The sequence below is a fragment of the Nostoc edaphicum CCNP1411 genome (assembly GCF_014023275.1).
In the GTDB taxonomy this organism is placed as follows: domain Bacteria; phylum Cyanobacteriota; class Cyanobacteriia; order Cyanobacteriales; family Nostocaceae; genus Nostoc; species Nostoc edaphicum_A.
The window spans coordinates 7,366,482-7,390,882 of record NZ_CP054698.1 but is presented as its reverse complement, the minus strand read 5'-3'; the positions used below and the strand labels follow the sequence as shown (position 1 = coordinate 7,390,882).

The window sequence follows — 24,401 nt, the reverse complement described above, 5'->3', positions numbered from 1 at the left end:
GAGACACGCTAGACCTAGAATAAGCTTTTAAGTTGTAATCATTTTGGGACATACCCAGTAGGCAAGATCCTAACACCCACCGACCAAACTGAATGCTGAGTGCTGAGTAAAGTAAAAATTTCTCAGAGCTTTCGTACCCAGTATATGCCTCATCCCTTATGGGCGGTTTTAACTCAGCACTCAGCACGGGCTAAACGCCCCGCTACCGCTAACAGCACTCAGCACTCTTATTTACACGGAGAAGCAACAACACATGAAGACAACAAACCATCACTCAGCACCCAAAAATATTGATGGCAGGCGTTTGCCCCACAGGTTATGGATGCTCTTATATGGGGTAGGAGTGGTGTTCCTGGGTAGCTGCTCTCTTCTACCTGCTAAGACTTTTGAGACTCGGCAAAACCAGACTCAAGCCCAAAATACAGCAGAACCTAATCCGGTAATTGTCCCCCCGCCAATTTTCTCTTCGTCTGGAGATCCTAATTTTGTGGTGAAAGTAGTGCAAAATGTGGGGCCTGCGGTAGTTCGCATTGATTCTTCCCGAATAATCACTTCTCGCCCTCGCGTACCAGACGAATTTAACGATCCATTTTTCCGGCGATTTTTTGGAGGCGCAGCGCCACAGCCTAGACAACGAGTAGAGCGGGGTAGCGGCTCTGGATTTATCATTAATTCTTCAGGTCAAATTTTGACCAATTCCCATGTGGTAGATGGTGCTGATAGAGTGACTGTCACACTCAAAGATGGCCGGACTTTTGACGGGAAAGTACTAGGTGAAGATGCAGTAACGGATGTAGCTGTGATCAAAATTGATGCGAATAATCTGCCAACCCTAGCTGTGGGAAATTCCGATACCTTGCAACCAGGAGAAGCAGTAGTTGCCATCGGTAATCCATTGGGCTTGAATAATACCGTCACTTCTGGGATTATTAGTGCTACAGGTCGTTCTGGTAGCGATATCGGTGCTAGTGACAAGCGGGTTGATTACATTCAAACAGATGCAGCGATTAACCCTGGGAACTCCGGTGGCCCATTGCTAAATGCTCGTGGCCAGGTAATTGCGATGAACACAGCGATTATTCAAGGCGCTCAAGGTTTGGGATTTGCTATCCCCATTAACACTGTGCAAAGAATTTCCCAGCAATTAATTGCTACAGGTAAGGTAGATCATCCTTATTTGGGTGTTCAGATGGTGACACTGACACCAGATATTAAAGAAAGAATCAAAAGTAGAGCAGGCGATCGCTTAAATCTTACAGCAGATGAGGGCGTTTTGCTGGTTGAGATTGTGCCGCGATCGCCTGCTTCTGAGGCTGGACTACGAGTTGGTGATGTGATTAAAAGCATTAGTAACCAGCCTGTGACTAAAATTGACCAAGTACAAAAGCTAGTAGAAAATAGCAAAATCGGTACTACCTTACCAATAGAAGTAGAACGCAATGGGCAAATTGTTCAAGTAAGAGTTCAACCTGCTCCTTTGCCAGTAAGACGTGAAGGATGATGTCTGTCATTTGTCATTTGTCATTTGTCATTGGTCATTTGCCCAATACCCCATTCCCTATTCCCTATTCCCTATTCCCCATTCCCCATTCCCTATTCCCCATTTCCCATTACTTAATGGAGTTTTATCATGAGTGAGTTAGCGCCAATAATTCAATTAGGCAATCCAACATTACGCCAAAAAGCTGCTTGGGTTGAGAATATTCAAGATGAGCATATCCAAAAATTAATTGAAGACTTAATCGCCACTGTTGCCAAAGCTAACGGTGTGGGAATTGCTGCACCTCAAGTAGCGCAATCCTATCGTTTATTTATTGTGGCTTCCCGTCCTAATGCCAGGTATCCCAATGCCCCGGAAATGGAACCTACGGCAATGATTAATCCCAAAATCATTGCTCACTCAACTGAAGTTGTCAAAGATTGGGAAGGTTGTTTAAGTGTTCCAGGAATTCGGGGGTTAGTTCCTCGGTATAAATCTATTGAAGTAGAATACACTGACTCTCAAGGAAACTTACAAAAGCAAGAATTAACCGATTTTATCGCTCGGATTTTTCAACATGAGTATGATCATCTCGACGGTATCGTATTTGTTGATCGCCTAGAGAACACTCTCGATATGATTACTGAGCAGGAATATCAACAAAGAGTAGTTAAATAAATGGGAATGGGGAATGGGGAATGGGGAATGGGGAATTTTTATAACTTCTGCCTTCTGCCTTCCTTGATAATATAGAAAAATTATGGCAACTTTTGTAGATTGTGATAGGCTATCTGCTTTAGGAGTGTCGAGGAGCCGAAAATGACTAAGCTGCGCGTGGGGTTACTGTTTGGCGGTCGTTCGGGAGAACATGAAGTTTCGATCAAATCAGCACGGGCGATTGCTAAAGCTTTGAGTGCAGAGCAAAATGCTAATAAGTACGAAATACTACCTTTTTACATCCAAAAAGATGGACGCTGGCTGGCGGGAGAAGCACCCCAAAAGGTTTTAGGAACCGGCAGTCCACTACTGGAATCGGAACAGTCAACATCTGTTGGACATCTGATATCCAACCCTCAAGCCCAAACCCTGAGCAAGTGGCAATCTCCCTCTCAAGTTGCGGAAGTAGATGTTTGGTTTCCCATTCTCCACGGCCCCAACGGTGAAGACGGGACAATTCAAGGGTTACTCACATTGATGCAAGTCCCCTTTGTTGGTTCTGGGGTGTTAGGTTCGGCAGTGGGGATGGATAAAATTGCCATGAAAATGGCCTTCGAGCAAGCAGGACTAGCACAGGTAAAATACAAGGCCGTAACTAGAGCGCAGGTTTGGTCTAATCCTTGTGTGTTTCCAAAATTGTGTGATGACATTGAGGCAGCGTTAGGTTATCCTGCTTTTGTCAAGCCTGCTAATTTGGGTTCATCGGTGGGTATTGCCAAAGTGCGATCGCGCCAAGAATTAGAAGCCGCCTTAGATAGTGCTGCCAGTTATGACCGTCGGCTAGTTGTAGAAGCTGGTGTTGTAGCGAGAGAAGTCGAGTGTGCCGTTTTGGGTAATGATCAACCCCAAGCCTCTGTCATTGGAGAGATTACTTATGACAGCGATTTTTATGATTATGAAACTAAATATACTGAGGGTCGCGCAGATTTACTGATACCTGCACCGCTTCCAGATGCGATCGCAAGTCAAATTCAGGACATGGCTTTGCAAGCTTTTGCAGCTGTTGACGCTGCGGGTTTGGCAAGGGTAGATTTTTTCTATGTGGAAGCGACACAAGAAGTTTTGATTAACGAAATCAATACCTTACCAGGCTTTACTGCAACGAGTATGTATCCCCAACTCTGGGCCCATAGTGGAGTCTCTTTTCCAGAATTAGTTGATCGGTTAATTCAACTTGCTCTTGAAAGACATTCTCCTAGCTAAGGGAGAAAATAGACTAACAGACTTTTAGATAATCACAGCAAAAAGTCACAATAAATACAGAATTTTGGCAAAAGTTAGCCAGATTTTGTAGCCTATATTTTACAAAAAAGCTACTAAAATCTGAACTTTTGTTACGGATACCTGATGATTAACTCCTCCAGTACAATTTATTGACTAGAGGGGTACAAATCTGAAAGTAATCATGGAAAAAAGTCAGAGTGTACAGCGCGAGCGAACCCAACTAAGAAGGGCTACTCCAGAGCTGACAAACAGGAAATCGAGATTAAAACAAAGCTCGAATGTTCTGATATATCTGGTCACACATCATCCTTGGCTATTGTTAACTGGGTGTTTAGCCATGTTTCTAGGAGGTGGTGCTTTTGCCCTGTATAGCTTAGGTAATGCTGGCCAGGTAACACAAGAAGAACCAGAAAAAATCCCAGTTATAGTTGAAGAACCAATCAACGTGCCCTCTGAGAATAGTAATCCTACACCTTTATGGATGGTAGCTGCGATCGTCCTCAGCTGTGGTAGTGGTTGCTTACTCATTTTCCGAATGCTTAACCGGACAACGCAACCGCAAAAAGTCCAAAAACAGGTTAACCGCCATCAGGCACGCTTGGCACAGAATCATTACCAAAGATTGGAACCACGTCTTCCCAAGAACCAACCAATTTTTGTGCCACAGCCACAACTGATGCCCCTTATGCAGATGCAACCTAAAACAAAGCATCTGGTAACGGTTCTACCAGCAGAACACAAGCACCACCTGGATACGCGCACAGAACCTTTAGCAGACCTGATGGATCTTCGTAAAAATAGTTCATTGTCTGCAATTTTACGCCAGTATTAATACTACCGTAAGTAAAACCCGGTTAAATTAACACTTTTTGCCAATTAGCTTGGCTCAGATTCCCGACTTCTCTAAGAAGTTGGGAATCTTGTTATATAGCGCTTCTCAGTTGAGTGGAATACAGACCTAACCCCCAACTCCTTCCCTACTAGCGTTGGGGAGTAAGATTCAAAGCCTCTCTCCTTTTAGGCTACGGTGTACACACATCTTGGTAATGAAGCCCAAACCCTTGATTTACCCCCCTTAATCCCCCCTTGCAAAGGGGGGAAAAAGAAATCTAGTTCCCTCCCCTTTGCAAGGGGAGGGTTAGGGTGGGGTAAAACCTTGGTTAATCAGCTATTTCAGACTTGTGTATACACGGTAGCCTTTTAGGAGAGAGGTTTGGAGAGAGGTCAAAATGTATTGCATACAAATGAGAACCGCTATATATGAATGATTGATCAGAGAAGACAGGAGGGTGTTCGCCGAAAATCCTCCTGAATGCCACATAGCTGATTAACTGCTTTTAAAAAGTTAGATATGAGCAATTAGGAAATTTAAAAACATGCCAAAATGGCAACCAGCTTTTGATTAACCAAGTTAAATTGTATGAAGATAAACGACTTCAAGGGTTTTGTTGTCAGGGACTACCACGTAAGCAAATTCCTTTTGTAAAACACTATTTACTAAGTGATTTACAAAAATAAAAAACTATCTCTACCAATTATTTACAGAGTATTTTTCTCAGTAAATAAATATCAATAATCAAGTTTGGCATTTGCTGCGACAGGAATATTAAATGCGTATGGACGTTGTTGTTGAAATACGCATTAGCCCCCAAATTACGGGCAACGTCTGTATACATTCCTGTTCACTTCAGCAGCAAATGGCAGAGTGGGAGTTTGAAGCTAACGGATATGCTTCCTCTCACTCTCTTTTTATCGGAACAGAATTTAGGAGTCAGGAGTCAGGAGTCAGAATTCAGAATTCAGAATGTGCTAAACGCCCCGCTAACGCTAACAGAATTGAAGTTAGTGAACAAGAAAGTAGTAGGTTTGAATTCCCTACTAAAAAATTACTGAATTCAAAATTCTGCCTCTGAATTCTTCTTTAGAAGTTAGTCTCTCGTAAAAACTTAAGAATCGCTGCATTTAGTACCTCAAAAGCACCAGTTGAGGCATCATGACAGCAGTTAGACAAAATCTGTAATTTGGAATTGGGGATATGCCGATGCAATTTTTCACCATGACTAGCAGGAAACCAACTATCTTGTTCACCCCATAAAACTAGTGTAGGACACTCAATTGCACTCAGCTTATTTTGAATTTTGGTGAGCATATTTGGCTTATTTGCTTGCCAATTCTCAATTTCTAGCGCTGCTATTTGTAACTCTTCGGCAACTTTTGCGATCGTACCAGGTAATTCAATGAACGGGTAAGTTATCCAATAGACATCTTCCTGTGTCAAGATTGAGGGATCAAATAATACCCCACGTCTTTCTATTGCCATGATTTCTCTAAATAGAGGAGCAAACAAATATGCCAGACGTAAAGAGTCAACTGTTTGCATTACTTCCAAAGGCGTTTGGGCAAGTAACCACATAGCCCAATGGGGTAGTTGTTCTGCAAAAACAGGTACATTTACTACTACAAGCCGCCCGATTAACTCTGGGTTTTCTTGAGCAAGGGCAAGGGCAACTAATCCCCCCAGAGATTCAGCCACAATTACCGCTGGTTCATCACATAATGCCTGAATAATTCTTTGAAACTCAATAACTTGATGACCATTGTGTTCTCTACGAAATGATGGTTTTTCAGAAAAACCAAAACCTTTGGCATCAAAACAAATTACCCTGTAATGTTTAGATAATGGTGCTATGCTGTGGCGCCAATTATAGCTCCAACTACCCATGCCATGTAATAAAATTAGCGGTTTACCTTTACCTTTTTCGCCATAAGCAATTTGTACAGGATAGCCTTTAGCATCGGTAATAGTTAGACTTTGCCGCCCTTTAGGAAAAGTAGCTTGCCACCAATCTTTCATTCCGTTATCAATAAATGATTTAAGCAATTATGGGTTTTAAGTTGCATAGCAACTAACAAGACGTTCACCGAACGCTAATTACGAATTACGTTAGCGTAGCGGTAGCGAGTATTCGTTCGCTTTTAGCGTCTCGTAGAGAGCGTCATTACGAATTACGAATTATTTTAACCGCCTGTTAAGGCGTTCCACAGGATTCTAATTAGTATCACGGGCAACGCTACTAAAACAATAGAGATTAGCAACAATCCAGCCAAAACAGCAAGGATAAACCACTTGTCTGCACTCTTTTGCTCGCTGGGAAACTTTAAGTACTCTTCTAATAGCTTGATATTATTAGTGTTAGCTCTCCAAGCAAAATCAAAAAAGTCTCCCAAAACTGGGACAGTACCTACCAAGCCATCAATGATCACGTTCACAACCATCTTACCTAAAGTGGCTCTAGATACACCTAGTCGCGCTGCTTCTAGGATGATGTAGCAAGAAAACATCACTCCCAAAAAATCACCACCAATCGGTATGAGTCCTAAAATTGGATCTAGACCAAAACCAATCTTTGTGCCAGGAATGGTAATAACATTATCCAGTAACCGACTTAACTGACGCAGGCGCTTTAAGGTGGGTGCTTTGGCATCAGGTTCAATCATCGAAAATCGAGGCGGAGAATCAGGCATGAAGGCGATCGCTAGCTTTGTATTGAATCGTTAGACATTTTACTCCCCTAGTGAGCTTTTGCAAAAATTTTCTCAGGGATTTACTAATTAATATTTTTCGTGAGATTGCGACTGCGCTTTTAAGCGGATATCATCGCCCACAGTCACATTCAACTGATCGCCGATTAGCATAACAGCAGCGCTCATCGACAGCCAGAGCATTAAAACTATCACAGCCCCTACAGCACCATACACTTTATTATAATTGCCAAAATTCGCCACATATAGCCGAAATATGGCAGACAACATCGCCCAAAAAACAGCTGCTAAAATTGCTCCAGGCATCATTGGCGTGCCTGGGTTCCACTCACTTGGACCATAGCGATAGACAAAGCCAAAAGCGACAGCAACAATACCTAAAGCTAAAGGCCAGCGTAACAGTTGCCAAAGATGCAACAAAAACATCAAAGAACCATTTCCGCTTACTACCATTCCCAACAACCAATCGCTGGTAAACACTGACAAAGAAGCCAATACTAAAAGCAACATAGTACCGACTGTTAATCCCAGAGAAACTAGCTTGGCTTTCCAAAAGGGGCGGATCTTTTCTGGAGGAATATGATGGATTTGGTCGAGGGCTGTCATCGCAGTACTCACCGCCCCAGAAGCAGTCCAAATTGCTAATATAAAGCTCAGAGAAAACAAACCACTATTTCTAGAATTGGTAATTTCTGTAGTTGCAAAATCACGAATCAGAACCAAGGCTTCTTCAGGTAGGACTTGACTTAGTAAAATCGCCAGTTGTTTAAAGGTGTTTTGTAAAGATTCTGCCAATAAGCCAATAGCTGTGATGATCGCAAGAATTGCTGGAAACAGCGATAGCATGGCATTGAAGGCGATTTCCGATGCGAGTCCCAAAAGTCGTCTTTCCATTGTCCGGGAAAAAGTTTTTTTGAGCGTGCGCCAATTGAGATGGCGAAAAAAGCGGAAAAAACGAGGCTTTGGCATGATTTAGAGTTAAAACTGATGAGGTTTCTTAACTACTTTGCCAAATTTTGCGTAGCGATCGCATCTATCTTTTTACCGCAATAATACCGAGTGGGGAATGGGAGAGAGTTCCTAACTCTTGTACAGACGCGATTAATCGCGTCTCTCTTGACTAATGACCATTGACTAATGACCATTGACTAATGACCATTGACTATTTATTTATGAATCAAGATTTAACACAACAGTGGTTGACAGAAATCCAAGCAATCAAAGAGCAGATGGCAGAGTTGCAACACGAGCGCGATGCAGCTTGGGAAAGTGCCCAAAAATGGCGTCAGCTTTATAACACAGAAGCAGAACAACGCCGCACAGATGCCCAATTATCCCAACAGGTGATCGCATCTCTCAAGGCAGATTTGCATAAACTTAAGGGTATTGAAGCAGAGACACTGGCTGCTGGGACATCAGTTACAGCTATCCAAGAAGAAATAGAACAGCTAAAATCTGTGGAGGACTTGCAAGCTAAACTCATCGCGGTAATCAAAGAACGCGATCGCTTTTTCCAAGCCTTGAAAACTGAGCAAGATAACCACGCCCAAACCCGCAATAGCCTTACTACTGCCTTGGGCGATGCTATTGATAGCTTGACACGCGAGCGATCGCTAGGAGTAGGAGATAAAGAAACAGTAGGGGATGGGTAGTATTACAAAAAAATAGAACCCCTTCTATTTCCTAGGTATTTCTGCATAACCCAGATTTATTCCAATATCCAAATTTTCTCTACGCCTTGAATTCACTTTTTCTATACCAATCAACCGATAAATTGTATTTACAAATGGGGGATAAATTTGTCCAATTGCAAGCAATAATTTAGTCATACTTTCGTTAAGCAGACCGCCATTGACTATTACCTCTGCCTGGTTTTGCTTAATAGCTTTGATGACTGCATTTGCCACATCAGTCGGTATGGAAATACCTGCAAACTTAGGAATTGTTAAATCACTATCAACAGTCATTCCGGCTCTACTGACATATCCCGGACAGATCGTTGAGAGATTTACACCAGTACCAGCTAATTCTTCTCGCACAGCATCACTCCACATAATCAAACCAGCTTTACTCGCAGAATAAATGCTGTTGTAAGCAACTCCCTTTTTGCCGCCCAGAGAAGCAATATTAACAATATGTCCTGTTCCGCGTTCTAACATACTTGGCAGTAACAAACGCGTCAATTCCATAGGAGCAAGTAAATTAGTCGTAACTACTGACTGGATTTCTTCGAGAGAATAATCTACAAAAGTTCGAGAAATGATTATTGCAGCATTATTAATTAAAATATCAACTGGGCCTACCAATTTATTAATCTGATGCACTAGAGTAGAAAATTCTGTCACGTTTGTGATGTCAAAGGGAATACTTATTCCTTTACCGCCAACTATTTTGATTTCATCAGATGTTTGATCTAACCCTGATTTTGAACGAGAAACGCTGACTACAGTTGCTTTTTCTTTTGCCAAAGTACGAGCAATATATACTCCTAATCCACGCGAAGCACCAGTCAAAAGTACTGTTTTACCTTTAAGACTTGTCATGATAAATTCCTGGTATTTTAATGCTGGTAAAATTTGCAGATTGCAAACAACCAATAATTTATAAAGTCAGAAAATTAGGAGTAGCGATCAGCAAAATATATGATCAATAATTAATTCGTACAAAATCCAGATAATACTTGCGAAACCTGCTCTTTATCCAGTAGTACTGACCTTACAAGTGCCTGACTTTTCAAACCAATATTATGTCGGTGAGATACTTAATTGCAACTGATATGCAACACCATAAGTCTCTTTTGGTCTGGATAAAGTTTAAAGGGCAAAGGGTAAAGGTAAATTCAAACCCTTTCCCTTTGCCCTTTCTCCCTTAACCAAAAAGTATTGGAGTTACCTAACACTAACGCTTTACGTTAATCTTAAAATCCCATTGCCTCAGCTACTGCACCCAATTCTGCTGCAATACCCTGTTTAAATTGACTGTGATTGTGTTTAATGGCTGTATCTGGGTCTTTAAGACCATTGCCTGTGAGGACACAAACCACTGTCGCCCCTGTGGGAATTTGGTCTTTCACCTGCAATAAACCTGCTACAGAAGCGGCGCTAGCGGGTTCACAGAAGATACCTTCTGATGCTGCCAAAAGTCGATAAGCGTCGAGAATTTCTGCATCAGTGACGGCGTGGAAATTTCCCTGACTTGCGGTTTGGGCTGCGATCGCTAAATCCCAACTAGCGGGGTTGCCAATGCGAATTGCTGTCGCTAGGGTTTCGGGATGCGCCACTGGCTGTCCATGTACCAAGGGAGCTGCACCTGCGGCTTGGAATCCCATCATTCGGGGTAAGCGATCGCACTTTTTGGCTTGATGATATTGACAAAATCCCATCCAATATGCTGTGATATTTCCGGCATTGCCCACCGGGATACACAGCCAGTCTGGGGCATCACCCAGCGCATCGACGATTTCAAAGGCTGCTGTTTTCTGCCCTTCTAGGCGGTAGGGATTGACCGAATTTACCAAAGTGATTGGATAGGTTTCGGCCATCTCGCGGACAATTTCTAGCGCTTGGTCAAAATTGCCTTTAATTGCCAATACTTCTGCCCCGTACAGCAACGCTTGAGCTAATTTGCCCAGTGCCACATAGCCGTCGGGAATCAGTACAAAGGCATTCATGCCCCCACGCCTCGCATAAGCGGCGGCGGCGGCTGAGGTGTTGCCGGTGCTGGCACAAATTACCGCTTTTGCCCCTGCTTCTTTGGCCTTGGAAATTGCCATAGTCATCCCCCGGTCTTTGAAGCTGCCGGTAGGATTTAGACCATCGTATTTTACAAAAACCCGAACTTGTCTGCCAATACGTTCTGCGATCGCTGGCACTGGTATTAGCGGTGTATTTCCCTCTAATAGAGTGACAACCGGTGTTTTTTCGCTGACAGGCAAATATTCGCGATAGGCTTCTATCAGTCCGGGCCAGGGTTGGCGATAAGATGTAGCAACAGACAGGCTCAAAGTCACGGGATTTAAAATTTCTTAATGTAAGGATTGGATATTTTAGAGAGGGTGGGATCAGGAAGTGCAGAATAGGGAAGAGGAAGAAAGTGAATTTTTCTTTGCTAGTTCCCAGTTAAGAGTCCCTTAATTCCATTAAGAATATTATTTTTTGTGGTGCAGGCGTTTCACTTGCTATTTTTTATTTTATTTAGAACGTCAGTTTATCATAACCGCCACGGTGACATTAGGTTCAACAAATTAGCTTGAGGATGCTCACAGGATGAAGATGATCGGTAAATATCTGGTAGTTACGTAATTACTCATAAAACTTTTATTTTTAACCTACGGAAAGTTAAAAGGGCGGGGTGCGGGGAGCAGAGGGGAAAACTCTTCTCTTTTTCTCCCTTGCCCCATGCCCTATTCCCCATTCCCCATGCCCAAAAACTCCACCGATGGAGTTTTTCATAATTTGGCGTAATTCTTGATAGAGTCTACATATAATTTCTTGCGTGAATTCACCAAAAACAGCGATAATAATTCGTACAAGCATAATTGACAGGCTATCAATTAAGTACCATCTCACTGGATGGAAGCTTTACACACTTGGGGCGATGTTTTATTTGGAACACAGCCATTATGATCACCGTCTCTTATGATTGAACCTAAAATCCATTAGAGTAATTGATTGAAAATATACAATAATATAATAAAGCTGAAAAGAGCATTATTATATTATTTCTAATGGTGTGAGTTAAATTGTGGATTTAATTAGCGATGCCTACTTGTTTATCTAATGTTTCCGATCGCGAGTCCCAGGCTAACTGGGTCAGTAAGTTAACCAAGTCTTACTATCAAGACGATCAGCAAGCTAAATTGATGCATTTACAGGCAGAGGTAGACTCTCTGTTGCAGCAGTTGGAAAACCTGAAGCACCAACGTCTAGCCGAAACTAACCAAAAAGAATAAGTTAGTCTTCTAGATAGCGATGTCTACGACGGGCTATTCGGCGTCGCTTTTCCCCTCTCTAATTTAAATTTGAGTAAGGGGTAAGTTTTACTAAGGCGGGTGCTATTCAAAGCGCTGATTTTTCTCTGACCAGCGCTTCAAACTGTAGTTATGAGCATTTTCTACCAACAAAGCTAAGGATTGCACCCCTGAAAGCTTGGCGATCGCAGAGAGTCTTTGTAAGTAATTTCCTGTAAAATCAGTGTAAATGACTTTATTCCCATCAGATAAAATTATAGTCCGGTCACGGCGTTGCTCTGTGTTCTCCCCCTGAATTGCAGGTGTAGACTCATTCAAGGATGTTATTGCTTCTGGTGAGATAGTCAGTATTATTTCTGGTTGAGCGTTATTTGTTAAATCAATCACTTGAACAGGCCAGTCACCCAATTTTTCCTGCATCTGTTCAAAGCTAGGAATAGCACCAGCCGGAACTTCACCAGATTGCTGTAAAGATTGCCACAAACTCGATAGCATTACCTTCACCCCTTGGGGATTTTGTTGATACAGTTCCCGTAGAGTAATGGGAGATGGTTGCACCCATTCTAGTGCTGCATTAGTCAGGGCTAAAGGTTTTGGTTGAAGAACATTGTTTTGATTATCTGGAATTTTTGGGCCAGCGGCTAATAGGCGCAAAACTTTACCCCGTAGTTGCACCGCTTTGATAGCGGCTATAGTAATTTGTTGTTCTCCATTTGGTAACCAGACCACAATCTGGATTTCAGGGTCAGAAGTGATTCCCAAAGTTTTCCTCAAAAATTTAGCGGCCTCAGTTTTGGGTAAGTTGAAATTCTCAAAAGGGAAATTTAGCCAGCGTTTTCCGTCATTAAATGCACTCACCTCCACCTGATACCAAACTTGGTTATCTGTGAGTTTCAAATCTGCTGAGGAATTTGTTTGCAGCCAGTCGGTGTTAGTAACTTGAGTGATTGGTTGGACTGTACCAACAATCTGACTAGGGTGAGTAGAGGATATTTGCGACTTTGTACCCTCAGCATTGAGTCTTGCTAACAGACTTTGAATATAAGCAAGATTATCTTTTGTAATTTTTGGTTGCGCCTTTAACCAAGAATTAGCATGTCCTTCTCCTCGCTGAACTGCTAAAATCAAAGCGAACCAAGCTTGCACCTCTCGTCTATTTGGGTTCACCCGCAACGCCGCTGCTGTGCGATTCCACAACCGTTTTTCATCAGCTTTCAGTAGGGTGGCAATTTCTTGGGCATTATGTGGTGACGCTTCAAACACCTGTAAAGCTTTCTCCCAGCGACCATCAATCAAATCTGCTAGTGCTTCTTGACTAGGACTTGCCCAATTTTTTTGGGCTTGGATTTTAGTAAGTTGGGAATGCAAACGAATCAAATCCATTTGCGCTTGCGCCGCCTCTGGTAAAACTCCCTTGCGCTGTTTTTTGATTGACTTCAACCATTCAAAGGCTGGTGTCCACAGTCCACTACGGGCAATTGACAGGGCATTTTGGTATGCAGAATCCTTGATAGCTGGTGATTTGAGGGTAATTTCCTCCAATTGAATTGGTTTGAGGAATAACTTCAGAGGCTTGACTTGATAAACCTGTAAGTGGGGTTCTAAACCTATAGTTTGATCAACAACTAACTCTTTTGTACCATCACCAGTTACCTGCTGCCATTTGGGAAATTGTCCATTAGGACTAGTCCAAGACAACATTTGTAATAAATTCGTGCGTTCTGGATTGTAGTATACGACGTGACCGTATGCGATCGCACCAGTTCCTTGTTGGCGTTGACCCCGCAAATCAAACCAAACCCCTGGTGATGGTGTCCCACCTTCAAAACGTTGTACTTTATTTAAAGGTAGAGGAATATTAATATCTTGAGGTTCTAATGTTCCATCAAGTAAGGGAGAAATCACAAAGGATTCATCTGGGCCAGTTATAGGTAATTGAGTCGCTAGATAGTAGTAATTTTCTGACTGAGATTTAAACTCTAACTCTTCTGAGCGCTCGTAAACCCTGAGTTCCACCAGTTCTTCACAATCAGATTGACAATTAGCACGCTGCTGAAAAACTGGCAGTAAAAATGATTTTTTCACATCTTGATGTAAAGGCAGAGTTTCCCCAAATATTTGATTTTTTTTACTCAAATCGAGTTGAATTTGTTCGAGAGTTTGGGGGCGTTCGTGATTACCAAGGGGGATTTGTGCCCATGCAGGTAAAATTTTATTTAGCCAGCTTACCTGGTCTGGATTGAAAATGAAGAGAACGCTAATCCAGGCAAAAGCCATAATTAGACTAGCACTACTTAACAGAATTGCGTAGCTTGCCACCGTAGGTATCGCTACTGTTGACGACAACCAATTTCCCCGTTTTAGTTTTTTCTGGGGTTTTTTAACAACGCGTTTCATCGCACCTGCATGAGGTTTATTTTGTTTAGAGGCTTTTGGTGTCAGCTTGCGTGAACGATTTGCCATAGATTAGGGGCAATGGGGATTAGGGATAGGGAATTAGGGATTGGGAATTAGGGATTAGGGATTAGGGATTAGGGATTGAGAAAACTCTTTCTTACTCCCCATTCCCCAGTCTCCAATCCCCAGTATCCAGTCCCCAATCCCCAGTCCCCAATACCCAATACCCTGTTATACTCGTCCTTTCAGAAGTTGCCCAGAAGCATTAAGTCTAATTTGGGACAAAATCCGTAAATGTCCCCATGTGAACCCTAGATGATCGCGAATACACTCTTCACTTAAGTATGTGAGCAGAGTGTAAAAAATTGAAAGGTAGACTTATTAGCCGGAGTCATCGCAAAACCTGGATGCTCGCATGGTTACTAATTGCGGGAGTAAATGGAGTTGCACAAAAAGCACTAGCACAAGAGTACATAGATACAATAACTACTCAGGAGTCAGGAGTTAAGAGCGATAATATTATTCCCTCATCTCCCTCCCCAGAAGAACCGATGGCGCAAGTTACATCGGTTTCTCAACTCAAGGATGTACAACCAAACGATTGGGCATTCCAAGCATTACAGTCTTTAGTAGAACGCTATGGTTGTATAGCTGGCTATCCAGATAGTAGCTATCGCGGTAATCGCGCCTTAACTAGGTATGAATTTGCCGCTGGTGTGAATGCTTGTTTAGATAGAGTCAACGAATTAATCACTACAGCCACCAACGATTTAGTGACTCGCGAAGATTTAGCAATATTACAAAAATTGCAGTCAGAATTTTCCCCTGAATTAGCAACTTTGCGGGGTCGTGTCGATAGTTTAGAAGCCAGAACAGCCGAAATCAAAGCCAACCAATTCTCAGCAACAACCAAACTCAACGGACTACTAATAGTTGGCATTCAAGGACGGACTAGCAATCGTGGTGATGTAAATCCTAGAGATGGACAAAAAGATACAGATGATGCGGGGACAAACACTAATGTTATCTCCCTCGCGCAACTATATTTAACTAGCCAAATCACTTCCAATAGTTACTTGTTTACAGGTCTTATAGATGGTAAAGGAAGAACTACGCCTAGATTTACCAATAGTGTTTCCCGAAATGACGTTTTACTTGGCTACGAATTTCCTACAGATAGCTTGATTGTAAGTGACCTCAATTTGCATTGGCTAGTGACAGATAAATTAGCAGTAATGGTGGGAACAGAAGGCGTAAGTATGCCAGCTGCTTTCCGAGGCCCCAATCGGGTAGAAAGTGCTGCAACAGGGCCGCTGTCTTATTTTGCCCAAAGAAACCCAATTTTAAATATGGGATACGGTCACGGCGGTATAGCTATTGATTGGCAATTTACTAAACGCGCTAGTTTGCAGGCAATTTATACTAGTTATCAACCAGGAAATTCTGGGACAGCTAGTGGTTTATTTGATGGAACCACCACTACAGGTGTGCAATTACTGCTGACACCAACTGATACTCTCGATTTAAGTTTGTATTACGTTAACAATTACTCTTCTGATGGTTGTTTACTAACCTTTGTTGGCGATGAATGCTTAACTACAGTTAATACCACTACCGGAAAATCAGCACCGCTGCAAACTAACGCCGTGGGTGCGACTGTAACTTGGCAAATTTCTCCCCGCATTAGCGCAGGTGCATGGGGTGGTTATACTAAATCTTATATTCCTGGGCAATCAGGAAATGTAGAAACTACGAATTATATGGTGTTTATGAATTTCCCTGATTTATTTGCTAAAGGGAATTTGGGGGGAATTTATGTTGGTCAACCTCCTAAAATTACCAGTAGTAACTTACCGGTAGGGAATAATGTCCCTGATTTTGTAAATACTGGTTTAGGACGTGCAGGTGGACAACCAGGGACGACCACTCAAATCGAGGCATTTTATCGTTTTCAGTTAACAAATAATATCAGCATTACACCAGGAATAATTCATATCTTAGAACCTGGTCATACACCAGATAGTGACTCAGTTACCATTGGTATTCTGCGAAGTACTTTTAGTTTTTAATTTTTCGTAGATAAATATTATAGAACTGACAGCAGAATTCAGGAGTCAGAATTGGCTACACCCCACTGGGCTAACAGGAGTAAAACAGCCTTGACCTTTTTTTAATTTTTAATTAAAAATTAAGAATAATAATTTTTAATTAATTTGGGGTACAAGCCCCCACTGATTGTAATTTTTAATTAATAATTTTTAATTTTTAATTGGAGCAAAGCGACTTGACCTATACCTGATTTTCAATAGATATAAAAAAGGTTTGGCGGTGAGCCAAACCTATATATAAATCCAGTGCATAACAACATCCCGAATTAATTTACTCATTATTCTATTCATAGGGCATCTTCCTATAGGATGTGTGCAAATATCCTGAAACCTGATAAGACATTACCCCAGTATTCCTGAATACCTAAAATATAAAATTAATCTGCCATAGGTTAGAGGCTATGGCAGATTAATTTAGATGTTAAAGTTAGCAAAAAAACTAGAAGTATTTTTATATCCAGAACTTACATTAAAGCGATTTTTCCAACTAGCAAGCAAAATAAAAGACGGGATGATTTATCCCGTCTAAATAGCTTGAAAGTGGAAATACACCTTGAACTGTGGAAAAATAGCACAAATAAAACTCAATAGATTGTAAGGCTAGCAAATAATCTTAACAAAAAATGTTGCTTGAGTTTACTTTTAATGTTTTAATTATTTGCATTTTAGCAAATATATCATATTTTGATTTGAATGTAATGCCAAAATGCCAAATAATCAGCAATAAAAAAGACGGGCTTTAGCCCGTCCTATGTATAATAAGTAAAAACATCTTGGTAATTTCTGCAATATATCAAAATACTCTAATTACAATGTGCCAAATTGCCAAATACTTACCAATAGAAGATGAATATTAATTTATCTGTAATTGGATATTTTTATCAGCTATAAATTTTACTATCAACACAAATGAATAGTTACCTAGATTGCCTTTTATTTGGTGTAAACCATCACAGCAAGGTAAGTAAATCTCTTGCAACAGTGCTTTTTGTACTATTGTGGAAAAAGGATAAGAAGAAGAGCAAATTGTGAAGACTTGAGAGGTTTGTCATTTTAAGGGGCTGGGTGTTTGCTCATCTCAACTAATTTGCAGCAGCGATCGCAGTAGCTCGGTTTTTATACCTTGATTCCTTAACGCCATTGTTGTTGCGGTGCAGATCGCAGGTTTTATAGAGTAGAAGCGATGGAAACCCCTGTATAAGATTTGTTTGCTCTATTTTCACCCTTGGCGTTGCTTGCTGTTTATTAGAGTGTTAGGCTGAGATTTTCTGGCTAAACACCTGTATAAGCTGTTACCCAGAAAAAGTCTGGCTATTACTCCGATTTTGGTAGTGAGAGAAAGGATTTGGTCATGGCAAGAGATGAGGCTTATCGTGAAGCAGAGCAGCGTATTGAAAAGGCACGGCGAGAGGGAGCAGTAGAACTAAATCTCAGCAATATGAAACTTACTGAGATACCAGAGGCGATCGCATCTTTGACTCAGTTGCAAGAGATGAACCTCAGCAACAACCAACTGACCGAACTGCCAGAAGCGATCGCATCCCTGACTCAGTTGCAAAATCTTGACCTCTCCGACAACCAATTGACCCAACTGCCAGAAGCGATCGCATCCCTGACTCAGTTGCAACAGCTTTACCTCCACAATAACCAACTGAGCGAACTGCCAGAAGCGATCGCATGCCTAACTCAGTTGCAAACGCTTTACCTTTCTGACAACCAATTGATAGAACTGCCAGAGGCGATCGCATCCTTGACTGGGTTGCAAGTGCTTCACCTTTGCAGCAACCAATTGACCCAACTGCCAGAAGCGATCGCATCCCTGACTCAGTTGCAAGTTTGCTTTTGATTGGTTTATACAGTTCGTGTGCCAGCTGCCAGAAGCGATCGCATCCCTGACTCAGTTGCAAGTGCTTCACCTCCGCAGCAACCAACTGACCGAACTGCCAGAAGCGATCGCATCCCTGACTCAGTTGCAACAGCTTAACCTCGACAACAACCAATTGACCACACTGCCAGAAGCGATCGCATCCCTAACTCAGTTGCAACAGCTTTACCTCAACAAGAACAAACTGACCGAACTGCCAGAAGCGATCGCATCCCTCACCCAGTTGCAAGAACTTGACCTTTCTGGAAACCAATTGACGGTAATCCCAGAAAGCCTAAGACAACTTTCAAAACTTTTTAGACTAAATATATTCAACAACAAACTCCAATTTCTTCCTCATTGGATTGGCAATTTGCATTCACTCAATCAACTCGCGATTGGAGAGAACAGGTTTATAAACTTGCCAGACTCGTTAAATTCTCTAGAAGGCTGTGAAAATCTCACGTGGCTAGATTTAGGAGACTCTGGAGGAACAGGAATTCCACTTAAAAAACTTCCAGATTGTATCCGTAGACTTAAAAAATTAACAGAACTCATTGCTGGTTTTTGTGAATTGGAGTCAATCCCCAACTGGATTGGGGAGTTGACTAATTTAGAAAGACTTGAGTTATACAACAATCAAATCATCGACTTACCAGTATCCTTAGAAAAGTGTCTTCACTTAAACGAACTCGATCTCAAAGACAATCCCCTCAACCCTGACATTGCTGCGGCATACGAACAGGGACTTGATGCTGTCCTGCAATACCTACGGGCAAAGGCAGAAGAACAAATAACACTAAATGAAGCCAAACTAATCCTAATAGGTGAGGGCGAGGTGGGTAAAAGTTGCCTGCTGGGTGCATTGCGGGGAGATGAATGGGAGGATGGTCGCCCCACGACTCACGGGATTGAAATTAAACCTGTAATCGTCACCGATCCCGACAGTGGCACGAAGATATCACTCAATGGTTGGGATTTTGGCGGTCAACGGGTTTATCGACCGACGCACCAGTTGTTTTTCAGTGCGCCAGCCGTGTATCTCGTTATCTGGAAACCACGGGAAGGCCCCCAGCAGGGCTTTGTCAAAGAGTGGATTACGCTGATCAAAAATCGAGAACCAGATGCAAAGGTGTTAGTCGTCGCAACCCACGGCGGCCCAGGACAGCGACAACCGGATATTGACAGACAAGAAATTCTCGATCAATTCGGCAAAGATACGGTAATCGATTTCTTCCATGTAGACAGCAAACCCAACCAGGATACGACGGATTGCGCTGGTCTTGCAGAATTAAAAGATACTATTGCTCGTGTCGCTGCATCTCTTCCCGAAATGGGGCGTTCCGTTCCCGCAAAGTGGCAACGGGTGCGGGAAACCTTACAGGTAAGCGACAAAGCCTATCTCCCCTACGATGATGTCATTGCCATCTGCGCTAAAGAGGGAATCGATGAGGAGCAAGCAGAACTGTTCCTTCGCATCTCCCATATATTAGGGCATTTCATCCATTATCATTACGACCCAACACTACGCGATATCGTCATCCTCAAACCCGACTGGCTGGCAAAGGCGATCAGCTTCGTGCTAGATGATGAAACGACACGCAAACGCAACGGTTTGGTGGAGTTTGAGCATCTTAGCCAGTTGTGGAGCCATCCGCCATTTGCAGGTGAATAAGGCTACCCCTCAAAACTGCATCCAATTTTTCTGCGGCTGATGGAACGCTTTGATTTATCCTACAAAGTGGTTTTCGATCCGTCAGAAACTAGCAATACCAGCCTTATTGCTCAACTCGTTCCCGACACACGCCCGGAGTCATTGCCCAATTGGGGAGAACAACCGGAAGCCGGAGACAGACAACAAATACAAATCTGCCGCATTGTGGACAGTCGCGGACAGTTTGCAGTAGCAGAAGGGTTATTTTACCAGTTGATTGTCCGGTTGCACAAATACTCACTGGGACGGGCGAATTACGAAGACAGCATCCACTGGCAACGGGGCTTAATGCTTGACAATGATTACAACGGTCGGGCATTGCTGGAGTATGTTGGCACTGATGTAAAAATCACAGTACGGGCAGCTTATCCTGAAAGGTTTCTGTCCTATCTTACAGAAGAGATTAAATGGCTAGTCGAGAATTTCTGGGAAGGGTTGCGTTGTAATGTGATGGTTCCCTGCATTGCACCTTGCAGCATGAATGCGCCTGGAAACGGACTGTTTGAAGTACAAAAACTAATTGAAAGCAAAAAGAAAAATCGCCATGAGTTCCCATGTCCCATTTCCGGGTGTGGCGAATGGCAAAACATAGATCGACTGCTGAATAACGCGCCGACTGCTCAACCCCCATTGCAAGAAATTGGCATTGAGAAGTTCCAAGACATTATGCAAGAGGGGTTAAACGTCATCCGCCAAGATTTGATTAAGTACGATCATCTAGATCACGCACGCTTTCAGGTATTATCTAACGAGCAACGCACCATTTTAAGCAAGGTCGATCAGCAGTTTGCAGAAATGATGCAGATGCTCACCGATGAAGCGAAAGATGGCCCGCGCCTGTTCAGCTTTAAGCCTATTGAACCAGGATTTTTCGATCGCCCCAAATGGATTAGTGCCAAGTTTCAACTCACCCTTTGGTGCGAACACGCACGTCAGCCACTTCCAGCCTTAAATCCCAACGACAAGAAAAAGGGAGTCTATGAATTAGACTTGCCGCGTGAGTGGTTCACCAAGGCAGTCCCCTATCTCAGAATTTTGACCGGAACCCTAAGCCTAGTCTTACCTGTGGCAGGTTCGGCAACTAAATTTATACTGGATGATACCACCTACAAAGCCATTGAAGAACAACTCGATTTAGGACAGAAAAGCATCGAGTCTACTTTAAAGGGAAGTGATATGGCTTTGGCTGGAAAGTCCAAGAGCGATGCTTCCTTCTTGGAAGGCGATGCAATCCGCGCTCAAGGCTCGATTTTGCGAGAATTACACGCCCTTCTGAAACAAAAAGATCCTAGTTTTGGTGGTCTAGTGCGGGTGCAGAACAAACGCCGTGAATTTCTGTGGGTTCATCCTCAATTTGTCGATGAGTATTAATTTTATGTGAGTTCGACAAGTCTTATTTGACCTCTCCCCCAACCCCTCTCCGACACGGAGAGGGGAGCCAAAAGCTGAATTTTTCGTTGCTCCTCCCTTTCCGTTTCCCAGAGGGAGGCTGGGAGGGAGAGGTTCATCGAACTCACGTTAATTTTATGTGAGTCTCCAACGGAGGCGCACGTTAATTTTCGGGGTGAAATGTTTTGATATCGATTTCGGCTTTGACTACAGTTGGATCATCTGTGCGTTCGATATGAAAACCAAGTTTTTCACAAACTTTTTGCATGGCATAATTATCAACCAAGATATCAGCAGTGATAGTGCTGAGTTGCTCATCTCGACTAACTTGCAGTAAACGTTGCAGTAACTCGGTTCCTATACCCTGACACTGAGAGCGATCGCAAACCACAATAGCAAATTCTGCTTCATTCGTACCATGTATTTTACTTAACCGACCGACTGCCAAGATTTCCCGTGTCTGCGTTTCGGGATTTTGATATTCGACAACTAGGGCTATTTCGCGATCGTAATCAATAAAGCAGATACGTGTTAAGCGTTCATGGGCTACTCTCGACTGGAGCTTAATTAAGTGGAAATAACGAAAATAAACACTTTGCTCTGAGAGTGTCTTGTGAAATTGCACCATCAACGGTTCATCTTCTGGACGGATGGGACGAATGGTAACAGGAGTGCCATCTTTCATCGTCCATTTGCTGACATATTTTGTAGGATAAGGTCGAATCGCTAACTTTGGTAGTTGGTCTTCTTCAACATCTGGTTCATGGAGGATAATCCGTGCATCGAGGGCAATTAATTGTTCAGATGAAGCCAACAACGGGTTAATATCGATTTCCTTAATCCAACGTTGTTCTACAACTAATTGACTAAATACCACCATTAATTGTTCAAGGGCATCCATATCAACACTTTTGCGTCCCCGGACTCCTTTCAACGCTTTGTAAATCTGCGTTTGCTCCATTATGCGCCGCGCTAAAGTGGTATTGAGGGGTGGAAGTGCGATCGCGCGATCGTGAAAAATCTCAACTAGTTGTCCCCCTGTACCAAACAGCAACACCGGGCCAAACTGTGCATCCAGACTACTGCCAATAATCAGTTCATAACCGGCCATTTTTACCATAGGCTGCACAGTTACACCTAAGAAGAGTGCTGAGTGCTGAGTGCTGAGTAATGAGTAATGAGGGTCGTGTTGTAGTTTATCGTGTAAGGATAATTTAATAGCGTTGTAAGCATGTCGTACAGCTTCAGCATCTTTTAGATTTAACTGCACACCGCCAACATCAGTTTTATGAGTGATTATCTCGGAAAAGAGCTTTAAAGCAACTGGATAGCCAATTGTTTCAGCACATTGAACTGCTTCATCCTCACTTTTAGAAACGCAAGTTGCAACCACCGGAATACCATAAGCAGCTAAAATCTGCTTCGATTCAAACTCTGTAAGAATAGTTCGCCCAGCCTGACGGGCTATTTGGATAATTTTTTCCACACAATTACGGTCTGGTATCCCTGAAGCGGAATCAAATACAGGCATTACAGGAGTTTCGTAGATACCGCGCAGATTATAACTAGACTGCCACATATAACTAAATATCCGAGCAGCAGTATCAGGGTAAGGATATGTGGGGATATGGTTACGATTGAGAATCATCTCACCTGCTGCAATATCTGCTCCTCCCATCCAACTAGCAAGGATAGGTTTACCAGCTATCTGTGCATAAGGTTTCAATTGCTCGGCTGTTTGGGTGGGGTCTGTCATTGCTTGAGGAGTGAGAATCACCAATAAACCATCACTATTGGGATCTTTCACAGCAATTTCCAACGCTTTGGTATATCTCTGTGGGTCAGCGTCTCCTAGAATATCAATCGGGTTGCCATGACTCCAATGTGCTGGTAATAGTTGATTCAGGGATGCGCTAGTTTCCTCAGAAATTGGTGCAACTTCTCCACCTGCTGCAATCAAAGCATCAGTAGCAAGTACCCCAGGCCCACCTGCATTAGTTAAAATTGTCAGCCGTGGCCCTTTCGGACGGGGTTGTTTTGCCAGTACCTCTGCCATATCGAACAGGTCAGAGATGCTATTAACGCGCAACACCCCACAACGCCGGAAAGCTGCATCCAGAACTTCATCACTTCCTGTAAGTGCGCCAGTATGGGAAGCTGCTGCTTTGGCTGCGGCTTCAGTCCGACCTGCTTTTATGACAATAATCGGTTTAGTGAGAGCAACTTCTCGCGCTGCTGACAAAAACGATCGCGCATTCCCAATTGATTCCATGTAAATGACAATACTTTTGGTATGCGGGTCATCACCCAGATAGTAAATCAAATCTCCCCAACCCACATCCAGCATTGAGCCAAGAGAAACAAAGGCGCTAAAACCAACGTTTTCCCGAAAACTCCAATCAAGGATAGCAGTGCAAAGCGCTCCACTTTGACTAATGAAGCCGACATTCCCAGGACGCGCCATTGTACTGGCAAAAGTTGCATTTAAACCTGTGCGTGGACTCATTACACCCAAGCAATTAGGGCCAATAATCCGCATTTTGCCACGATGTGCTTGCTCAAGTATTTGCTGTTCTAAAGCGATACCCTCTGCACCAGCTTCTTTAAAACCAGCACTGAGGATAATTGCACCTTTGATACCTGTATCCACACACTCAGCAATAATACCTGGGACTGTTGGTGCGGGGGTGGCAATAACTGCTAAATCCACTAGTTCTGGGACATCAAAGATAGTCGGGTATGCTTTGATTCCCAAGATGCTGTGCCGCTTGGGATTGACAGGGAAAACAGTTCCACCAAAAGGATTGCTAATCAAGTTCCATAGTAGAGTGCGTCCAACACTACCAGCTTTTTCGCTAGCACCAATTACAGCCACACTTTTTGGTGCAAAGATCGCATCAAGGGGATTTGCTTTCTCAGTTCGCAAAATATCATAGGCGCGTTCGCCAGATGACTGGATAGGCTTTTGCATGAGTTGCTGTTACCTGTGGTGGAAA

General features: G+C 42.8%; 18 protein-coding genes. 10 read left to right on the top strand and 8 right to left on the bottom strand.

Annotation, left to right across the window (positions count from 1 at the left end; all coding sequences use genetic code 11):
• Positions 1-253 precede the first annotated feature (253 nt).
• The 4 genes from HUN01_RS33460 (at position 254) to HUN01_RS33445 (ending at position 4,253) form a co-directional block, all read left to right on the top strand.
• The gene (locus HUN01_RS33460; protein WP_181929762.1) at positions 254-1,501 is read left to right on the top strand and encodes an HhoA/HhoB/HtrA family serine endopeptidase; all 1,248 of its coding nucleotides are present in this window, start codon (positions 254-256) and stop codon (positions 1,499-1,501) included.
• 129 nt (positions 1,502-1,630) lie between these two features.
• The gene (gene def, locus HUN01_RS33455) at positions 1,631-2,158 is read left to right on the top strand and encodes a peptide deformylase (protein WP_181929761.1); all 528 of its coding nucleotides are present in this window, start codon (positions 1,631-1,633) and stop codon (positions 2,156-2,158) included.
• A gap of 141 nt (positions 2,159-2,299) precedes the next feature.
• Entirely contained in the window at positions 2,300-3,400 is a 1,101-nt protein-coding gene (locus HUN01_RS33450) for a D-alanine--D-alanine ligase family protein (RefSeq protein ID WP_181929760.1), read from the top strand.
• 358 nt (positions 3,401-3,758) lie between these two features.
• Positions 3,759-4,253, top strand: a complete 495-nt coding sequence (locus HUN01_RS33445) for a hypothetical protein (protein ID WP_181929759.1) — start codon at positions 3,759-3,761, stop codon at positions 4,251-4,253.
• A 1,089-nt stretch (positions 4,254-5,342) separates the two neighbouring features.
• On the opposite strand, the gene HUN01_RS33440 is transcribed toward HUN01_RS33445, so the two are convergent.
• The 3 genes from HUN01_RS33440 to HUN01_RS33430 form a co-directional block, all read right to left on the bottom strand.
• Positions 5,343-6,275: an alpha/beta fold hydrolase gene (locus HUN01_RS33440; RefSeq protein ID WP_181929758.1), complete on the bottom strand. Its 933-nt coding sequence runs from the start codon at positions 6,273-6,275 to the stop codon at positions 5,343-5,345.
• 164 nt (positions 6,276-6,439) lie between these two features.
• On the bottom strand, positions 6,440-6,946 hold the full coding sequence (locus tag HUN01_RS33435) for a DUF4112 domain-containing protein (RefSeq protein WP_181929757.1): 507 nt from the start codon (positions 6,944-6,946) through the stop codon (positions 6,440-6,442).
• An 87-nt stretch (positions 6,947-7,033) separates the two neighbouring features.
• Positions 7,034-7,933 (bottom strand): YihY/virulence factor BrkB family protein, encoded by a 900-nt coding sequence (locus HUN01_RS33430; RefSeq protein ID WP_181929756.1) that lies wholly within the window; start codon positions 7,931-7,933, stop codon positions 7,034-7,036.
• A 203-nt stretch (positions 7,934-8,136) separates the two neighbouring features.
• On the opposite strand from HUN01_RS33430, the gene HUN01_RS33425 reads away from it, so the two are divergent.
• Complete coding sequence (locus tag HUN01_RS33425) at positions 8,137-8,616, top strand: hypothetical protein (protein WP_181932929.1); 480 nt, start codon at positions 8,137-8,139, stop codon at positions 8,614-8,616.
• A gap of 24 nt (positions 8,617-8,640) precedes the next feature.
• Here the strand turns inward: HUN01_RS33425 and HUN01_RS33420 are convergent, their stop codons facing one another.
• Positions 8,641-9,507, bottom strand: coding sequence for an SDR family NAD(P)-dependent oxidoreductase (locus HUN01_RS33420; RefSeq protein WP_181929755.1), 867 nt, complete (start codon positions 9,505-9,507; stop codon positions 8,641-8,643).
• A 374-nt stretch (positions 9,508-9,881) separates the two neighbouring features.
• The gene (gene thrC / locus HUN01_RS33415) at positions 9,882-10,973 is read right to left on the bottom strand and encodes a threonine synthase (protein ID WP_069070234.1); all 1,092 of its coding nucleotides are present in this window, start codon (positions 10,971-10,973) and stop codon (positions 9,882-9,884) included.
• A gap of 750 nt (positions 10,974-11,723) precedes the next feature.
• Here thrC and HUN01_RS33410 point away from each other — a divergent pair.
• Positions 11,724-11,915 (top strand): hypothetical protein, encoded by a 192-nt coding sequence (locus HUN01_RS33410; protein WP_181929754.1) that lies wholly within the window; start codon positions 11,724-11,726, stop codon positions 11,913-11,915.
• Positions 11,916-12,017: 102 nt separating this feature from the next.
• Here HUN01_RS33410 and HUN01_RS33405 read toward each other — a convergent pair whose 3' ends face one another.
• Positions 12,018-14,396 (bottom strand): hypothetical protein, encoded by a 2,379-nt coding sequence (locus tag HUN01_RS33405; protein ID WP_181929753.1) that lies wholly within the window; start codon positions 14,394-14,396, stop codon positions 12,018-12,020.
• Between the two features lie 341 nt (positions 14,397-14,737).
• Between HUN01_RS33405 and HUN01_RS33400 the strand changes: the two genes are divergently transcribed.
• On the top strand, positions 14,738-16,399 hold the full coding sequence (locus tag HUN01_RS33400; protein ID WP_181929752.1) for an iron uptake porin: 1,662 nt from the start codon (positions 14,738-14,740) through the stop codon (positions 16,397-16,399).
• A gap of 1,121 nt (positions 16,400-17,520) precedes the next feature.
• Here the strand turns inward: HUN01_RS33400 and HUN01_RS33395 are convergent.
• On the bottom strand, positions 17,521-17,661 hold the full coding sequence (locus HUN01_RS33395; protein ID WP_181929751.1) for a hypothetical protein: 141 nt from the start codon (positions 17,659-17,661) through the stop codon (positions 17,521-17,523).
• 128 nt (positions 17,662-17,789) lie between these two features.
• Here HUN01_RS33395 and HUN01_RS33390 point away from each other — a divergent pair, with 128 nt between their 5' ends.
• Genes HUN01_RS33390 through HUN01_RS36760 form a run of 3 tightly spaced genes read left to right on the top strand, consistent with a single transcriptional unit; the run spans position 17,790 to position 21,387 of the window.
• The gene (locus HUN01_RS33390; RefSeq protein WP_181929750.1) at positions 17,790-18,284 is read left to right on the top strand and encodes a leucine-rich repeat domain-containing protein; all 495 of its coding nucleotides are present in this window, start codon (positions 17,790-17,792) and stop codon (positions 18,282-18,284) included.
• A 16-nt stretch (positions 18,285-18,300) separates the two neighbouring features.
• Positions 18,301-19,977, top strand: coding sequence for a leucine-rich repeat domain-containing protein (locus HUN01_RS36765; RefSeq protein WP_203219515.1), 1,677 nt, complete (start codon positions 18,301-18,303; stop codon positions 19,975-19,977).
• Between the two features lie 39 nt (positions 19,978-20,016).
• A complete protein-coding gene (locus HUN01_RS36760) occupies positions 20,017-21,387 on the top strand; it encodes a COR domain-containing protein (RefSeq protein ID WP_203219514.1) in 1,371 nt (456 codons plus the stop codon).
• A 181-nt stretch (positions 21,388-21,568) separates the two neighbouring features.
• Here the strand turns inward: HUN01_RS36760 and HUN01_RS33380 are convergent, their stop codons facing one another.
• On the bottom strand, positions 21,569-24,376 hold the full coding sequence (locus HUN01_RS33380; RefSeq protein WP_181929749.1) for a bifunctional acetate--CoA ligase family protein/GNAT family N-acetyltransferase: 2,808 nt from the start codon (positions 24,374-24,376) through the stop codon (positions 21,569-21,571).
• Between the last annotated feature and the right edge of the window lie 25 nt (positions 24,377-24,401).

Excerpts from the sequence above, each read along its gene's own strand:
- HUN01_RS33390 (WP_181929750.1), top strand. The coding sequence starts at position 17,790 with ATGGCAAGAGATGAGGCTTATCGTGAAGCAGAGCAGCGTATTGAAAAG.
- HUN01_RS33410 (WP_181929754.1), top strand. The coding sequence starts at position 11,724 with ATGCCTACTTGTTTATCTAATGTTTCCGATCGCGAGTCCCAGGCTAAC.
- HUN01_RS33460 (WP_181929762.1), top strand. The coding sequence starts at position 254 with ATGAAGACAACAAACCATCACTCAGCACCCAAAAATATTGATGGCAGG.
- HUN01_RS33440 (WP_181929758.1), bottom strand. The coding sequence starts at position 6,275 with ATGAAAGATTGGTGGCAAGCTACTTTTCCTAAAGGGCGGCAAAGTCTA.
- HUN01_RS33430 (WP_181929756.1), bottom strand. The coding sequence starts at position 7,933 with ATGCCAAAGCCTCGTTTTTTCCGCTTTTTTCGCCATCTCAATTGGCGC.
- def (WP_181929761.1), top strand. The coding sequence starts at position 1,631 with ATGAGTGAGTTAGCGCCAATAATTCAATTAGGCAATCCAACATTACGC.
- HUN01_RS33425 (WP_181932929.1), top strand. The coding sequence starts at position 8,137 with ATGAATCAAGATTTAACACAACAGTGGTTGACAGAAATCCAAGCAATC.
- HUN01_RS33450 (WP_181929760.1), top strand. The coding sequence starts at position 2,300 with ATGACTAAGCTGCGCGTGGGGTTACTGTTTGGCGGTCGTTCGGGAGAA.
- HUN01_RS36760 (WP_203219514.1), top strand. The coding sequence starts at position 20,017 with ATGGAACGCTTTGATTTATCCTACAAAGTGGTTTTCGATCCGTCAGAA.
- HUN01_RS33380 (WP_181929749.1), bottom strand. The coding sequence starts at position 24,376 with ATGCAAAAGCCTATCCAGTCATCTGGCGAACGCGCCTATGATATTTTG.
- HUN01_RS33400 (WP_181929752.1), top strand. The coding sequence starts at position 14,738 with ATGCTCGCATGGTTACTAATTGCGGGAGTAAATGGAGTTGCACAAAAA.
- HUN01_RS33445 (WP_181929759.1), top strand. The coding sequence starts at position 3,759 with ATGTTTCTAGGAGGTGGTGCTTTTGCCCTGTATAGCTTAGGTAATGCT.
- HUN01_RS33435 (WP_181929757.1), bottom strand. The coding sequence starts at position 6,946 with ATGCCTGATTCTCCGCCTCGATTTTCGATGATTGAACCTGATGCCAAA.
- HUN01_RS33405 (WP_181929753.1), bottom strand. The coding sequence starts at position 14,396 with ATGGCAAATCGTTCACGCAAGCTGACACCAAAAGCCTCTAAACAAAAT.
- HUN01_RS33420 (WP_181929755.1), bottom strand. The coding sequence starts at position 9,507 with ATGACAAGTCTTAAAGGTAAAACAGTACTTTTGACTGGTGCTTCGCGT.